At 63.1% G+C, this 15922-nt stretch carries 7 protein-coding genes, 1 tRNA gene, 2 rRNA genes and 3 pseudogenes (1 of these 13 cut by a window edge); 8 read left to right on the top strand and 5 right to left on the bottom strand.

The genetic code is table 11. From position 1 onward, the window contains the following. The 3 genes from D1F64_RS22255 to D1F64_RS22245 form a co-directional block, all read left to right on the top strand. Window positions 1-1396: ribosomal RNA gene (locus D1F64_RS22255) — 23S ribosomal RNA — on the top strand; it begins 1340 nt to the left of the window's first position. A 226-nt stretch (window positions 1397-1622) separates the two neighbouring features. Next, window positions 1623-1737 (top strand): 5S ribosomal RNA (gene rrf, locus D1F64_RS22250). A 120-nt stretch (window positions 1738-1857) separates the two neighbouring features. Continuing rightward, window positions 1858-1933: transfer RNA gene (locus D1F64_RS22245), tRNA-Met, on the top strand. 114 nt (window positions 1934-2047) lie between these two features. On the opposite strand, the gene D1F64_RS22240 is transcribed toward D1F64_RS22245, so the two are convergent. After that, entirely contained in the window at window positions 2048-2992 is a 945-nt protein-coding gene (locus D1F64_RS22240; RefSeq protein ID WP_117414203.1) for a LysR family transcriptional regulator, read from the bottom strand. A 174-nt stretch (window positions 2993-3166) separates the two neighbouring features. Between D1F64_RS22240 and D1F64_RS22235 the strand changes: the two genes are divergently transcribed. The 4 genes and pseudogenes from D1F64_RS22235 to D1F64_RS22220 all read left to right on the top strand — a co-directional run bounded on the left by D1F64_RS22235 (window position 3167) and on the right by D1F64_RS22220 (window position 7673). After that, a complete protein-coding gene (locus D1F64_RS22235) occupies window positions 3167-4132 on the top strand; it encodes a TAXI family TRAP transporter solute-binding subunit (protein WP_117414796.1) in 966 nt (321 codons plus the stop codon). A 21-nt stretch (window positions 4133-4153) separates the two neighbouring features. Beyond that, entirely contained in the window at window positions 4154-6019 is a 1866-nt protein-coding gene (locus D1F64_RS22230) for a TRAP transporter fused permease subunit (protein WP_117414202.1), read from the top strand. Then, window positions 6016-7363: pseudogene (locus D1F64_RS22225) on the top strand (acyclic terpene utilization AtuA family protein). The gene D1F64_RS22230 and the pseudogene D1F64_RS22225 overlap by 4 nt, the downstream one beginning before the upstream one ends. A gap of 4 nt (window positions 7364-7367) precedes the next feature. Further along, window positions 7368-7673, top strand: a complete 306-nt coding sequence (locus D1F64_RS22220) for a hypothetical protein (protein WP_117414201.1) — start codon at window positions 7368-7370, stop codon at window positions 7671-7673. A 195-nt stretch (window positions 7674-7868) separates the two neighbouring features. Here D1F64_RS22220 and D1F64_RS22215 read toward each other — a convergent pair whose 3' ends face one another. Beyond that, on the bottom strand, window positions 7869-8567 hold the full coding sequence (locus D1F64_RS22215; RefSeq protein WP_248304552.1) for an ornithine cyclodeaminase: 699 nt from the start codon (window positions 8565-8567) through the stop codon (window positions 7869-7871). A gap of 314 nt (window positions 8568-8881) precedes the next feature. Further along, window positions 8882-9515: pseudogene (locus tag D1F64_RS22210) on the bottom strand (TetR/AcrR family transcriptional regulator). Between the two features lie 119 nt (window positions 9516-9634). Between D1F64_RS22210 and D1F64_RS22205 the strand changes: the two are divergent. Beyond that, window positions 9635-11670, top strand: a pseudogene (locus D1F64_RS22205) (NADH:flavin oxidoreductase). A gap of 34 nt (window positions 11671-11704) precedes the next feature. Here D1F64_RS22205 and D1F64_RS22200 read toward each other — a convergent pair. Both D1F64_RS22200 and D1F64_RS22195 read right to left on the bottom strand, forming a co-directional pair. Further along, complete coding sequence (locus tag D1F64_RS22200; protein WP_117414795.1) at window positions 11705-13474, bottom strand: ABC transporter ATP-binding protein; 1770 nt, start codon at window positions 13472-13474, stop codon at window positions 11705-11707. 349 nt (window positions 13475-13823) lie between these two features. Continuing rightward, the gene (locus tag D1F64_RS22195) at window positions 13824-15896 is read right to left on the bottom strand and encodes a TonB-dependent siderophore receptor (RefSeq protein WP_248304551.1); all 2073 of its coding nucleotides are present in this window, start codon (window positions 15894-15896) and stop codon (window positions 13824-13826) included. Window positions 15897-15922: the final 26 nt, after the last annotated feature.

The raw sequence follows: 15922 nt of genomic DNA, 5'->3' as shown, positions 1-15922 counted from the left end.
GGCCGAAAGGCGTAGTCGATGGGAATGCAGTCAATATTCTGCAGCCAGCGGGTAGTGACGAATGCCGTGTGCTGTATCTCCTTACTGGATTGGAGATGCTTCGAAGGTGTTCCAGGAAATAGCTCCCGCACTAATGACCGTACCCGAAACCGACACAGGTGGACTGGTAGAGCATACCAAGGCGCTTGAGAGAACTATGCTGAAGGAACTCGGCAAATTGCTCCCGTAAGTTCGCGAGAAGGGAGCCCAGTGTCTAGGCAACTAGGCATTGGGGCACAGACCAGGGGGTTGCGACTGTTTATCAAAAACACAGGGCTCTGCGAAGCCGTAAGGCGACGTATAGGGTCTGACGCCTGCCCGGTGCCGGAAGGTTAAAAGGAGGGGTGAGAGCTCCGAATTGAAGCCCCGGTAAACGGCGGCCGTAACTATAACGGTCCTAAGGTAGCGAAATTCCTTGTCGGGTAAGTTCCGACCTGCACGAATGGCGTAACGACTTCCCCGCTGTCTCCAGCATAGACTCAGTGAAATTGAATTCCCCGTGAAGATGCGGGGTTCCTGCGGTCAGACGGAAAGACCCCGTGCACCTTTACTACAGCTTCACACTGGCATTCGTCACGACATGTGTAGGATAGGTGGTAGGCTTTGAAGCTCGGGCGCCAGCTCGGGTGGAGCCATCCTTGAAATACCACCCTTATCGTTATGGATGTCTAACCGCGGTATTACAGTACCCGGGACCGTGTGTGGCGGGTAGTTTGACTGGGGCGGTCGCCTCCCAAAGAGTAACGGAGGCGCGCGATGGTGGGCTCAGAGCGGTCGGAAATCGCTCGTTGAGTGCAATGGCATAAGCCTGCCTGACTGCGAGACTGACAAGTCGAGCAGAGTCGAAAGACGGCCATAGTGATCCGGTGGTCCCACGTGGAAGGGCCATCGCTCAACGGATAAAAGGTACGCCGGGGATAACAGGCTGATGATCTCCAAGAGTCCATATCGACGAGATCGTTTGGCACCTCGATGTCGACTCATCACATCCTGGGGCTGGAGCAGGTCCCAAGGGTTCGGCTGTTCGCCGATTAAAGTGGTACGTGAGTTGGGTTCAGAACGTCGCGAGACAGTTCGGTCCCTATCTGCCGTGGGTGTAGGAGAATTGAGAGGATCTGTCCCTAGTACGAGAGGACCGGGATGGACGTATCTCTGGTGGACCTGTTGTCGCGCCAGCGGCATAGCAGGGTAGCTATATACGGACGGGATAACCGCTGAAAGCATCTAAGCGGGAAACCCACCTCAAAACGAGTTCTCCCTTGAGAGTCGTGGAAGACCACCACGTTGATAGGCCGGGTGTGGAAGTGCAGCAATGCATGCAGCTTACCGGTACTAATAACTCGATTGGCTTGATCACTCTCATTAATCAATATCCATCTTCTCAGCGCGAAAGCGCTGAGAAATCTTCTCCCTCACGGACGCACCGCGCTTGCGCGCTGTCCTCCGGGTGGGCGCGGCGTCAGCCGCGGCGGCCGGTCGGCCTTGCGACACCTGTGGTGTCGGAAGAACGATATGGCGGCGATGAAACCAAGCGATGACGGTATCCAATTCCAGTTTCTTCGAACAGTTGTGTCCTTTGCCGGCCTGGTGGCTATTGCGGGGAGCCTGCACCCGATCCCATTCCGAACTCGGCCGTGAAACTCCCCAGCGCCGATGGTACTTCGTCTTAAGACGCGGGAGAGTAGGACACTGCCAGGCCTGCAAAGCACACAACATTCCTCTCAACGATTCCTCCACTCACAAAACACTCCCGGGTGGAGCAAAGCGCCAAAGCAATCCATGCTTGCGGCGCTTTTTGCGTCTGAAAACAAGACTTTCCGCGGGTGGAGCAGCCCGGTAGCTCGTCAGGCTCATAACCTGAAGGTCGCAGGTTCAAATCCTGCCCCCGCAACCAGAACGACAAAACCCCGGTCTCCATGGCCGGGGGTTTTTTGTGCCCAGCGCCAGGTGTCGGCGCGCCACGAGCGCATGGGGAAAGCCGCCAATGCAGGAGGAGCCGCGGATGCCCTCAACCGCCTGCCAGAGGCCCCGCGCCGGACGGGTCGACGGCTTCTGTACCCGGCGCCGTTCTCCTCACCAGATCGAGAAAGGCGCGGGCGGCCGGAGACAGGGCGTGGCCGGTGCGCCAGATAACGCCAACGCGACGGACGAGTTGCGGCTTGAGGAGCGGGCGGTAGATGAGCTTGCCCGCCCCGAGAACCGGCAGCGTCAGCGTCGGCAGCGCCGTCACGCCGAGGCCTTGCGAGACGAAGGCGCCGGCGGTTGCGAGATGCGCTACCTCAAAGCGTGGCCGCAGCGGCAGGCCCTCCTGCGAGCACGCCGCGTCGGTCAGGGCGCGCACGCTGGTCCCTGTCGCCATGGCGACGAAGGGCAGATTCACCAATTCCTCCCAGGTGTAGCTGCGCTCCTCGGCAAGCGCGCCGCCGGGCGCCCCGATGGCCAGGAACCGATCGGTCAACACGGTCCGGAACGAGATCCGGTCCGAGGGATCGACCGCGCCCGCGGTGAAGCCCAGATCGGCCTCGCCCTGCTCCACGGCGCGGATCACGCTGTCTGAAAGCGCGTCCTTGATCTGCAGGTCGACGTCTGGATGGACTTCCATGAACCGCGCGACCAGTGGCGGCAGCAGACCCGCGGTGACCGAGGGCAGGCCCGCGATCGTCACGCGTCCCCGGCGCGCGGCGAGATACGCATCGAACTCCAGACTGGCGGTCGCAGCCGTGTTCAAGACACGTTCGGCCAGCCGAAGCAGCATCTCGCCTTGTGGAGTCAGCGAGACGTTTCGTGTGTCGCGATCGAACAGGCGCGTGCCCAGCCGGTCCTCCAGCCGGGAGATTGAGCGGCTGAGGGCGGACGCCGACATCCCCACGTCGTCCGCCACGGCGCGATACCCTGCGCCGCGGGCCAGCGCCGAGAAGGTCCTGAGGTCGTTGAGATCGAATTTGTTGCTCATAGCGCAACAATTATTTCCAACTAATCACTTATTGCAACAATTCCGTTGTGCGAGGGTTTGTCAGCCTCGTCCTTCACGCTGAAGGTCGCCATGCAGCCCGGGAGGGGCCGGCAGCGCTTTCGGCAGGCGAGCGAAGCGATTGCCCGCATCGCGGGTTCCTGGGAGGAGATATCCATGCGTTTTTCACACCTCGTCCTGGCGGGCGCCTTCGCGCTCTGCCAAGCCCTGCCGGCCAGCGCCCAGCAGCGGCTTCTCATCGGCTCCACGTCTGCCTCGTCGAGCCACTACGGCTATTTCGTCGCCGTGGCCAAGCTGATCAATGAAAAGGCCGAAGGCCTCGAGACGTCGGTCGCGGAGACCGGCGCCACGCTTGACAATCTGCGCCGCATCGAGCGGAAGCAGATCGACCTCGGCCTTGTCACCACCAACGTCGCCCAGCACGCGGTCGCCGGCACCAACAAGTTTGACGGTCATCCGATGAAACTGGGCATGCTGTGGGTCTATACCGGCGCGCCTCAGAACGTGATCGTACGGGCCGATGCCGAGGTGAAGAACCTTGCAGGATTGAAGGGCGTCCGGTTCAATCCGGGCATCAAGGGATCGGCCACGGAGAGCACGACCGAAGCCGTGTTCAAGGCGCTCGGAGTGTCCGCTGAATATGTGCGTGGCTCCACCACGGACGTCGTGGACATGATCAAGGACGGCCGTGTGGCCGGATACGTGAAGTCGGGCGCCGGCAACAAGCTTGACGGTTCCACGCTCGATATCGCCACCTTCACCCCGATCCGGGTGCTCGGTCTGAACGACGCGCAGAAGGCGATACTCGCCGACACGATGCCTGACATCTCGGTCGTCGATCTTCCCGAAGGCGCCGCCGACGGCATTCCGGCCTATTCGACCTGGAGCTTCGGTGTCGGCGTTGCCGCGAGCCCTGATCTGTCCGAGGATGCAGCCTACAAGATCGTCAAGGCGGTGATGGAGGACAAGGACGTCCAGGGCGCGGCGATGGCCTCCGTGAAGGGCGTCGATCTTGCGAAGCTGACCCTTCAGTACGCGACCATTCCGCTGCACCCGGGTGCCGCCAGGTGGTTCAAGGAAAACGGCCATGAGATCCCGGCCCGTCTTCAGCCGATGAACTGACGGTCATCCAGGAGAATTGCCGTGTTGACCCGCGTGCGTGACAGCCTGGCGCTGCTTGTCGGTGCCTTCGTCTTCTACACCGCCGCGACGGGCCCTTTCGAGAGCCTGATTCAACGCGCGATTTTCCTGGCGCTCGTCGCCTGCCTCGGGCTCGCGGTCTATCCCGCGGGCGCAGGCAGACCGTGGAGACCGATCGGTCTCATGCTGGACCTCGTTCTCGCCGCCACCACCATCGGCGCCTGCGGCTACATCGTCGTGAACTACGATGAGATCATGACCACCCTGCCGTGGGCCACGGCGCTCGACAAGGCGCTCACCGTCGGGCTCGTGGTCACTGTTCTTGAGGTGAGCCGGCGCGCCGTCGGGATCATCTTTCCCATCCTTGTTCTCATCGGCCTCGCCTATGCGTTGTTTGGCGATCACTTGCCCGGATCGCTCGCCCATCGCGGCTTCGATACGGCCTTCATCACGGAGACGATCTTTCTCGGCGACCTCGGTATCTGGGGCATGCTGACCGGCGTGGCGGCCACTGTCATCGCCGCCTTCGTGCTGTTCGGTTCCTTGCTTCTGCACACCGGTGGCGGCCAGAGCTTCATGGATCTCGCCATGCGCATCGGCGGCAGGCAGGTCGGCGGTGCGGCGAAGATCGCCACGATCGCCAGCGGCCTGTTCGGCATGATCTCAGGTTCGGCGGTCGCGAACGTGGCGACCACGGGCAATTTCACGATTCCGATGATGAAGCGGCTTGGATATCCGCCGGCCTTCGCCGCGGCCGTCGAGGCCGTCGCTTCCACCGGTGGCCAGATCGCGCCGCCAATCATGGGAGCGGCCGCTTTCGTCATGGCCGAAATTCTCGGCGTCTCCTACATCAAGATCATTATCGCCGCCGCCGTGCCGGCCCTGCTTTTCTATCTCTCGGTCTTTGTCACCGTGCATGTCGTGTCGGTGCGCAAGAACCTGCAACTGGTTCCCGAGGACGAACTGCCGCCATGGTCGACGATCGTTGCGCCGCGCCGCGCCCTGCCGATCATCGCGGCTATCGGCGCACTCGGAATCGGCGTCTTCCTCGGCCGCTCCGTCGCAACGTCCGCCTTTTACGGCATCATGGGTCTGCTCATCGCTTTCGTCGCGACGGGCATCGGCCAGATGCCGGCGCGCCGCATGGTCCGCCTCGTGGTCGACGGCATCGCGGATGCGGGCAAGGGCATGGTCATTATCGGCGTGTTGCTGGCCGGTGCGCAGATCCTGGTTTCGATGATCAACATGACAGGCATCGGCGTGACGCTGAGCTCGATGATCGTCGCAATCGCGGGCAACTCGATGCCCGGCGTCGCCTTGATCGTCGGCGCCGTCTGCATGGTGATGGGCATGGGGCTGCCCACGACGGCCGCCTATGTGCTTGTGGCTGCGGTGCTGGCGCCCGCCATGACGGCCGTCGGGATCGACCCGCTGGCCGCCCATCTTTTCGTTTTCTACTTCGCCACCATCTCCGTCATCACGCCGCCTGTCTGCGTGGCGGTTTTTGTTGCCGCCGGCATCGCGCAAACCAATTGGCTGCCTGCCGCGCTGGAAGCGGTGCGGCTCGGCGCGGTGACCTATGTGGTTCCGTTCATGCTGTTGCTCTATCCGGGCATGACCGGGCAGGGCGGCGGGCTCGCGTTCGCAAACGCGCTGCTGTCCGGCCTCGTTCTGGTGGTCGCCATACCCGGACTGCTGAGCGGACAGAGCCTCTTTGGCATCCGCGCGCTCGACGTGACGGTGCTCGCGGCGTGCATCGCGCTCGCCATCTGGCCCCACCCTGTGGCGCCGTTCCTCGCAGGCGGGCTGCTCATCGCCACCTGGTATTTCGGCAAGCCGCGGCGGCTTGCGCTTGGAAACGCACAATGACCACCCTCAGGATCGGGACGGGCGCGGGCTTTTCCGGCGATCGTATCGGCCCCGCCGTCGATCTCGCCGAACGCGGCGATCTCGACTATCTCGTCTTCGAGTGTCTGGCGGAACGCACCATCGCGCTCGCCCAGCAGGCGCGCCGCGCCGATCCGGACGCAGGTTACGATCCGCTTCTGGAGCGGCGTATGCGCGCGGTGCTGCCGGCCTGGGAGCGCGCGCGGACGCGCAAGCCCTTCCGCATCATCACCAACATGGGCGCGGCCAATCCCTTCGCCGCCGCGAGAAAAGTGGTCGAGATCGGCCGCGATCTCGGGCTGAAGGGCATGAAGGTCGCGGCGATCACGGGCGACGACGTGCTGGCGTTTGTCAACGGTTCGGACTGCCGGATCGAGGAAACGGGAGATATGGCCGCGGCTTTCGGCAGGCCGTTTGTTTCGGCCAACGCCTATGTGGGAGCGGGTCCCATCGTGGACGCGCTTGAGGCCGGTGCGGATCTTGTCGTCACGGGTCGGGCGGCGGATCCGGCGATGTTCCTCGCGGCCCAGATTCACGCCTTCGGTTGGAAGATGGATGACTGGGAGAAGCTCGGTCGCGGAACGCTGGTTGGTCACTTGATGGAATGTGGCGGACAGATCACGGGCGGATACTTTGCGGATCCCGGCTTCAAGGACGTGCCGGACCTCGCGCGCATTGGGTTTCCGATCGCGGAGGTGGCGCCGGATGGCGCGCTGACCGTGACCAAGCTTGAAGGCACGGGTGGACGGGTCAGCCTGGCGACCTGCAAGGAGCAGCTTCTGTACGAGGTGCACGATCCCGCGCGCTATCTGCAACCCGACGTGATCGCGGATTTTTCCGCCGTGGAGATGACGGAGGTAGGCCCCGACAGGGTGCGTATCCACGGGGATCGGGTCATGCCAAGACGGGCCAGCTGAAGGTTTCGCTCGGCTATGTCGATTCCTATGTCGGCGAAGGGCAGATCTCCTACGCGGGGCCGGGGCAGAAGCGCGCGGCCGGCTTGCGTTGGAGATCATGACTGTCCGGATGGGCGAGCTGCCATTTCTCTATTCGGAGACGCGCGGCGAACTGATCGGCGTTGACGCGATCCTGGGCGGAACCCGGTCGGTGGCGGATGCGCCGCGCGAGGTTCGCGTGCGCTTCGCGGCCCGCGCTGAGAGCGGCGAGGCGGCGCGTGCGGTGGGTGATGAGGTGGAGAGCCTTTACCTCAACGGCCCGGCGGCGGGCGGTGGCGTCACCAAGTCAGCACGCGAAGTCGTCGCCATCGTCTCCACGCTGGTCCCGGCGAGCGTTGTCGTTCCACATATCGAGATGCTGGAGAGCTAGGACCATGCAGCTTCGCGCCATCGCCCACAGCCGCACCGGCGACAAGGGCAACGTCTCGAACATTTCCGTTATTGCCTACGACATGGCGGATTGGCCGCGGATCGAGGCCGAGGTCACGGAAGAGCGGTTGCGGGCGCATCTTGAATGGCTTCAGATTGGACGCATCGAGCGTTTCGTTCTGCCGCAACTCGGCGCGCTCAATTTTGTGCTGCACGCCGCGCTCAAAGGCGGCGTGACCCGTTCGCTGGCCCTGGACGCGCATGGAAAATGCCTCAGCTCCGGGCTGCTTGATCTGGAGATCGCCGACTGAAGCCGATCCGCTTCTTGCAGAAATGGGTCTTGGCTCTCAGTCCTTGTTTTGGCGCAAATCCGCATCGATGACCGGTACCCACTTGTTCTGGAATTGCTCCGGCGCAGATCGGGCATGCGCGGGGACCGGCCGCTTGCCCGGACGTGCGTGGAATCGGAAACATTCGCCGACGGCAACCGTTGACGCAGCGGTGTTTCAGACGGAGGCCTTCATGGCCCCGACGATATAATCGGCGATCATCAGGTCGAGATGGGCGCCGCCGCCGTTCTTGAAGACGGTGATCTCATCGTCCGACACGCGTCCGGCCACCGTGCCGCCGATCAGGTCGTAGAGGTCACCCTTCACGGACTTTGGGGTAATCACGCCCGCAGCAATGGGTATCATCAATTCGCCGATATGGCTGATCGTGGTCTCGCGGCTGTCGACGAAGAGCGAGCCGCCGGAGATTAGCGCGTCATCCGCCTCGCGCATGTCGGCCTTGAAGGCGCCAATCAGGTCCACATGCGTTCCGGGCCGGATCCAGGCGCCGTGCAGAACCGGTTCGTGCGCCATGGTCGCGCTCGAGATGATGTCGGCGTCGCGCGCGGCCGCCGCCAGATCGGAAGCGGCGGTGATCTGCACACCCTCCAGGCGCGCTTCCTGCGCCAACGCCTCCGCCTGGTCAAAACGGCGGGCCCAGATCCGGATGTATCTGATCGAGGGAAACACCGCCGCATAGGCCCGGATCAGGCTGCGTGCCACCGCTCCCGCCCCGATGATCAGCAGCGTCTCGCTGCCCGGCCGCGCAAGCAGCGTGGCGCCGAGTGCCGAATCCGCGGCCGTCTTCACTTCGGTGACCAGCCGGCTCTCGATGATCGCGGTCAGGGCGCCGCGCGCCGGCTCGAACACGAACATGGCGCCCTGGACGCTCGGCAGGCCTTCGGTGGGGTTACCCCGAAGATGGTGACAGATTTCACCCCGAAGCCGAGTCCGGCGATATAGGCGCCGCGGCTGAGAAGCGACCCCTCCGACGGCCCAAGGAAGATGTCGCCGACCTGCGCCTTCGGGCGTCTGTGTCCGGCGTCGAGCGCTGCGACGGCGTCGGGCCAGGTCACGAGGGAGGCGGCCTGCTCATGAGTGATCATGCGGGGGTGTTCATCGCGTGCTCCTGAATGGTATCGCGCTTGCTCGTGATTGAGGACACCCGGTCAGGGCAGGTTTTTCATCGCTCATTGTCCCTCACCGCCGCGGCCGTGGCGCGCGAGGAAGCGGTCGAGCTCCCGTCGTTCCGGCGCCGTTCCCGTGAAAATTTCCACATACTCCGGGATGCGTTTCATCCGGATGGAGACGTCTTCCTCCGTCTGCATCGAGATATAGCCGATTTGCGTCAGATAAATCGTGCGCGCGCGGACATCGGCGCGGGCCTCGTCCTGGCCGAACCGCACCAGCATCCGGGTGAGGGCGTCAAGCCGCTCACGGTCAGCCCTTCGCACTTCAGCCAGTGTGCCGGGCGACTGAAGGCCCAGCTTCGCACCGCGAACTCGAACCTTGAATCGAAAAGCGCCGTATCCAGCCAGCAGTCGATGACGTTGAGCATCGCTTCGGCGATGGTCTCGGCATAGGCCTCCGATCGCAGGATCAGATTGCCCGTGTTCTTCTCGCGCCAGCGCGTGAGGAGCGCGCCGAGCAATTCTTCGCGGTCCTTGAAGAACCAATAGAAACTCGTCCGCGACAGTTTGAGCTTTCTCGCCAGCGGCATGATCTTGACGGAATCGACGCCGGATTCCAGCAGGGAGTCATAGGCCGCGCCCAACCAGAGCTCGGGGAACCGCGCCAGCCGCTGTCATTCACAACCTGTTCCATGGGTTTCCCGTGTCACAGTTGTACATCAGTGTCAAGTTTATCGGCTTTTTCGTCCATTAACTTGACACTGATGAACATTTTGTCCAAGGATTCTCCTGCCCCTGACCGGAGTCTGGATAATGACCAAAGATCCCCTTCTCCAGCCCTATCAGCTCAAGCATCTCACGTTCCGCAACCGCGTCATCATGACCGCGCATGAACCGGCTTATCCGGACGACGGCATGCCCAAGGAACGCTATCGCGCCTATCATGTCGAGCGCGCCAGGGGCGGGGTCGCCATGACGATGACGGCCGGTTCCGCGGCCGTCTCAAAGGACAGCCCGCCGGTCTTCAACAATCTTCTCGTTTACAAGGACGAGGTGGTGCCGTGGGTGAAGGATCTGACGGACGCCGTGCATGAGCAGGGCGCCGCGGTGATGATTCAGCTCACCCACCTTGGCCGCCGGACGCGCTGGGACAAGGGGTTCTGGCTGCCGGTCGTCTCCTCGTCCCATCGCAGGGAGGCTGCTCACCGCGCGTTCCCCAAGAAGGTGGAAGACTGGGACATCGAGCGGATCATCAAGGATTACGGCGATGCGGCCGAGCGCATGAAGGCGGGCGGCATGGACGGGATCGAGCTGCAGGCCTATGGCCATCTGATGGACCAGTTCTGGTCGCCGCTGACAAACGAGCTTGACGGGCCTTATGGCGGCTCAATGGACAACAGGCTGCGTTTCACGTTCGATGTCTTGAGGGAAATCCGAAAGCGCGTCGGCGCCGACTTTGTCGTCGGCGTCCGCTATACGGGCGACGAGATGCTGGAAGGGGGGCTGGCCAGGGAGGATGGGCTGGAAATCTCCAGGCGCCTCAAGGACAGCGGCATGGTTGACTTCCTGAATGTCGTCAGGGGCATATCGATACCGACGCCGGCCTGACCGACGTGATCCCGATCCAGGGCATGGCCAGTTCGCCGCATCTTGATTTTGCTGGAGAGATTCGCGCGGCCACCAACTTCCCGACCTTCCATGCGGCGAAGATTCCGGACGTCGCGACAGCACGTCACGCCATCGCTGCGGGCAAGCTCGACATGGTCGGCATGACGCGCGCCCACATGACCGATCCGCATATCGTGCGGAAGATTATCGAGAAACGCGAGGACGATATTCGGCCCTGCGTTGGCGCGAACTACTGCCTCGACCGCATCTATCAAGGTGGGGCCGCCTATTGCATCCACAACGCGGCGACCGGGCGTGAGCTCACGATGCCGCAGACAATCGCGCCGGCGGAGGTTCGCAAGAAGATCGTTGTCGTCGGCGCGGGTCCGGCCGGTCTGGAGGCGGCGCGGGTCGCCGGAGAGCGCGGCCACGAGGTGGTTGTCTTCGAGGCGGCGAACGATCCCGGCGGCCAGATTCGCCTGACCGCCCGCAGCGAGCGCCGCAAGGACATGATCGGCATCATCGACTGGCGCATGGCGCAATGCGCGAAGCGCGGCGTCGTCTTCCACTTCAACACCTGGGCGGACGCCGGCACGGTCAAGGCGCAAGATCCCGACGTCGTCATCATCGCGACGGGCGGCATGCCGCATACCGAGGTCCTGGCGAAGGGCAACGAACTCGTGGTGTCGGCCTGGGACATCATCGCTGGCGATGTGAAGCCCGGTGCCGATGTCCTGGTGTTCGACGACGCGGGCGATCATGCCGGGTTGCAGGCCGCGGAACGCCTCGCCAATGCCGGGGCAAGGGTCGAAATCATGACGCCCGACCGGTCGTTCGCGCCCGAAGTCATGGCGATGAATCTGACCCCTTACATGCGTGCGCTTCAAAGCAAGGACGTCACCTTCACGGTGACCTACCGTCTGGAGACGGTCGAAAGGGACGGCAATCGGCTGATTGCCACCGTCGGCAGCGACTACGGCGGGGTCCGAAAGCAGCGCATGTTCGACCAGATTGTGGTCAATCATGGCACCATCCCCCTCGATGAGCTTTATTTCGGCCTCAAGCCCTTGTCGACAAACCTCGGCGAAATATCGCACGAACAGCTGGTCGCCGGAATTCCGCAGTCGGTCGCGCGCAATGACAAGGGCGCCTTCCAGCTTTTCCGGATCGGCGACGCGGTTTCCGCGCGCAACACACATGCGGCGATCTACGACGCGCTCCGTCTTCTCAAGGACATCTAGGGCGGACCCGGGACAAGGGGAAACCGCGCGGCCGTCACACGTCTTCCGCCGCTGCCATGGCCGCACCGGCCTGGGGCGCGGGCGACGGTTGGCTCAACGACTGTGTGTTGAGCATCTGCCAATAGCGCCCCCGCCGGGCGAGCAGCTCCGCGTGGGTTCCCTGTTCGGCGATCCTGGCCCGGTCAATGACGACAATATGGTCGGCGTCGCGGATGGTGGCCAGCCGATGGGCGATCACCAGGGTCGTGCGGCCGTGCGAGAGTTCCGAAAGGGCTTTCTGGATTTCCCGCTCGGTCTGGGAATCAAGAGCCGATGTCGCCTCGTCGAGAATCAGGATCGGCGGGTTCTTCAGGAAAATCCGGGCGATCGCCAGGCGCTGCTTCTGGCCGCCCGAGAGCTTCACGCCGCGTTCGCCGATCAGCGTGTCCAGACCGTCGGGCAGGGCCGCGAGAACGTCATCGAGATGCGCGCGCCGTGCCGCTTCACGGATCTCCGCGTCGCTCGCTCCCAGGCGTCCGTAGCCGATGTTGTCGCGGATCGTCCCGCCGAAGAGAAAGACGTCCTGCTGCACGATGCCGATCTGGCCCCGAAGCGAGGCCAGCGTCATGTCGCGGATGTCGATTCCGTCGATGGTGATGGAGCCGTCCTGAACGTCGTAGAAGCGTGGAAGCAGCGAGCAGATGGTTGTCTTGCCGCCGCCGGACGGGCCGACGAAGGCCACCGTCTGGCCGGCGGTGATCGACAGATCGACCGCATCGATGACCCGGCGGCCTGTTTCGTAGCCGAAGGTGACGGCGTTGTAGCGGATGTCGCCGCGCAAGGCCGGTGCGGGCACGGCGCCGGGTCGGTCGGCGATGTCCGGTTCGGTATCCAGAAGCTCCACATAGCGGCGAAAGCCCGCGACGCCCTTGGGATAGGTTTCGATCACCGCGTTGATCTTCTCGATGGGCCGGAAGAAGACGGTGACGAGCAGCAGAAAGCCGACAAAGCCGCCGTAGCTCAGATGCTCGGTCAAAACCAGATAGCTGCCGGCCAGCATGACCGCGAGCTGGACCAGCCGCATGCTCATGTAGCTGAGCGAGGTGGAGGCGGCCATGATCTTGTAGGCTTCGAGCTTGGTGCGCCGATAGCCGGCGTTGTCCTTTTCGAACAGGGCGCGTTCGTGCTGTTCGTTGGCAAACGCCTGCACCACGCGCATGCCGCCGACGTTTTCCTCGATCCGCACGTTGAAATCGCCCACGCGCCCGTAGAGCGCGCGCCAATTGCGCGTCATGCGGCCGCCGTAGCGGCTCGTGAACCAGGCCACGACCGGAACGATGACCGCGGTCATCAGGGCCAGCGGCACGTTGACCGTCAGCATCAGGGCGAAGGCGCCGATGAACGTCATGACCGCGATGAACAGGTCCTCGGGGCCGTGATGGGCGACCTCGCCGATCTCCTCCAGGTCCTTGGTGACCCGGCCCACGAGGTAGCCGGTCTTGTTGTTGTCGTAGAAGCGGAAGGACAGCTTTTGCAGATGGTCGAACGCCTTGCGGCGCATGTCCGTCTCGATGTTGATTCCCAGCATATGCCCCCAATAGACGACGACAGCGGTCAGCCCGGTGTTGGCGACATAGAGCAGCAACAGCGCAAGCGCCGCCACCACGACAAGCCACAGGTTCTGGCCGGGCAGCAGGTCGTCAACGAACAGCTTGACCGCCATGGGGAAGGCGAGCTCGAGCACGCCCGCCAGAATGGCGCAGCCGAAGTCCAGCAGGAACAGGCGTTTGTAGGGCGCGTAGTAGGAGAAAAAGCGTGCGAGCATGGCGTCCATCGGCCGCGGCGTGCGGCAAAGCGGGTTCGAAACATTCCTCATCGAGGGCGGCGCGTTGCCAGCTCGCTTCCCTAGCACGATCGCCATTGTAATCGGGCGTCAACTGGCCGTGGCTTGGCGTTTTTCACAATGCATGGCTTTTTCGTCGCGCGCGGGAAGCGGCCCGGGGGACTAGGCTTGCGTGGCCCGGTACCCGGCCATCCTCCGGTTTCAAGCCGCGACTTGGCGAGCCGTATCCGCGAAGACCCTTAGTACGCGTCCGGGACCCGCGTGTGCCGGTCCCGGACGTTCGTGATGCAATGACGCGCCGAAGCCTACCAGGTCAGATGCGCCGTGAGCTTCATGGTCCGCCCTCGCCATAAGCGCACGAGAGAGACGTCTGGCAACTTGCCACATAGACCTTGTCGAGCAGGTTGTTGACGTTGAAGTCCATCCCCCAGTTGTCCCGGGAATAGCCGAGATGGGCGTCGAACAGTGTTGCCTCGGGAACCCTCAAGGTATTCTCGTTGTCGGCCCAGCTTGCGCCGATGTAGCGAACGCCGCCGCCGATCGAGAGGCCCTTGACCGCGGACGCGGCGCCGAAGGTGTAGTCCAGCCATAGCGAGGCCTGTGTTTCCGGCACCACATAAGGCGTCTTTCCGACGATCGCGCCATCCGCGTCCTTGGTGGTCTCGATATCCATCGCGGTGAAGGCCGCGGTGACACGCCAGTTCTTGTTGATGTTGGCCTTTGCCTCCACCTCGATGCCGCGGGAGCGTACTTCGCCGATCTGCGACATGCCGATGACCGAGTTTCCCGTGACGACGTTCTGCTTGGTGAGATCAAACAGGGCGACGGTGAACAGCCCGTCGACGAAGCTCGGCCTGTATTTCAAGCCGACCTCGTATTGCTGGCCGGTCTCCGGCGCGAACAGGTTGCCGGCAGCGTCGGTGTCGAAGACGGGATTGAAAAAGGTGGCGACGCTGGCATAGGGCGTCATGCCATTGGCAAATTTGTAGGCGACACCGGCGCGACCGGAAAACGCACCCTCCTGGCTGTCGGTTGAGTCATCCGGCGTCAGCAGGTTCTCCACGTCCGTCCACACGCGGTCGTAACGGCCGTTCAAGGTGACCAGCCAGCCGTCGCCGAATCGCAGTTGGTCCTGAGCGTAGAATCCGAGCTGATTCTGGGTGAGCTCCTGATTGAGGTAGACTGCCGGGTCGCTTTGCGCCGTACCGTAATCGGGATCGGTGACGTCGATGCGGGTCCCGGCAGAACCTTTCTGCACCTGATCCAGGTAGAACAGCTTGTAGTCGATTCCGAATAGCAACGAGTGATTGATCGGACCCGAATCCACCTTGCCTTCAAGCTGGTTGTCCGCCGTCAGCGTCGACACATTGGTTTCGTGCTCGAAGTTGATGCGTTCCAGACTTTTGTCCGGGGCCACCGGCTCATTCGCGTAGCCGGTGTAGCCGTAAGGATAGAGCAATTGCTCGTGCAGGTCGGAATAGGCGAAACGCACGTTCTGGCGCACCGTCCAATCATTGTCCAAGAGATGCTCGAATTCGTAACCAATCGAATATTGCTCACGCTCATAGGTATCGAGATCGGGCTCGGTGAAGTTCGCATCGCGATCGATGCGGCCGAAGTGTGCTGGCAGCACGGTTCCATGATACGGCAGGAAGGCGCCGCCATTGTGCCGCTCGTCGATCCGCGTGGCGTTCGCCAGGATCGTCAGATCGGTGGCGTCGTTGAGCTTCCAGTGCAGCGCCGGCGAGATCGATCCCCGCCAGCCGTCGGCGAAATCGGAAGCGCCCGATCCTCCACCCAGGCGGCCGCTGAAGCGGTAGTCGAATGCCTCGTTGATCCGGTCGCCGATGTCGAAGCCGAGATAGGCGCTGCCCGATTCCGACAGTTCAAAATCCAGCTCGCGAATGCGCTCGCCGGTCGGTCGCTTGCTCACGTAGTTGACGATGCCGCCGGGATTGGAGCCGCCGTAGAGCACCGAGGCCGCGCCTTTCAGCACCTCGATCCGCTCAAGGTTGTTGCTGTCGACGAAGAAGGCGCCGAAACCGTAGCCGTAGAGCTGCAGGCCGTCCATGTAGGCGCCGAACTGGGTCGCGGAGAAGCCGCGGATGTACATCCAGTTGGTGTCGCTGTCGTAGCCGAAGGGCTGGGCAAAAACGCCGGCGGTGTAGCGCAACGCCTCGTCCGCCTTCTGGGCGCCGCGATCGTCCATCTCGTCGCGTCCGATAACGGAGACGGCTTGTGGAATTTCCTCGATCGGCGTCGCCGTCTTGGCGCCTGTTGCCGTTGCCTCAGTGACATAGCCGTCGACGGGCCCGGTTGCGGCATCGCCTCCGTCCGTCTCGACCACAACGGTGTCCAGTTGAATGGTCTGTCCGGTTTGCTGAGCCGCCGCGTGCTGGGACATCAGCGCGCCTATTGCGACGCCGGCGA

Origin of the sequence: Breoghania sp. L-A4, from assembly GCF_003432385.1 — a bacterium.
Classification (GTDB): Bacteria; Pseudomonadota; Alphaproteobacteria; order Rhizobiales; family Stappiaceae; genus Breoghania.
Note: the sequence above shows the minus strand (reverse complement) of the source record. Positions and strands in the feature narration are given on the sequence as shown.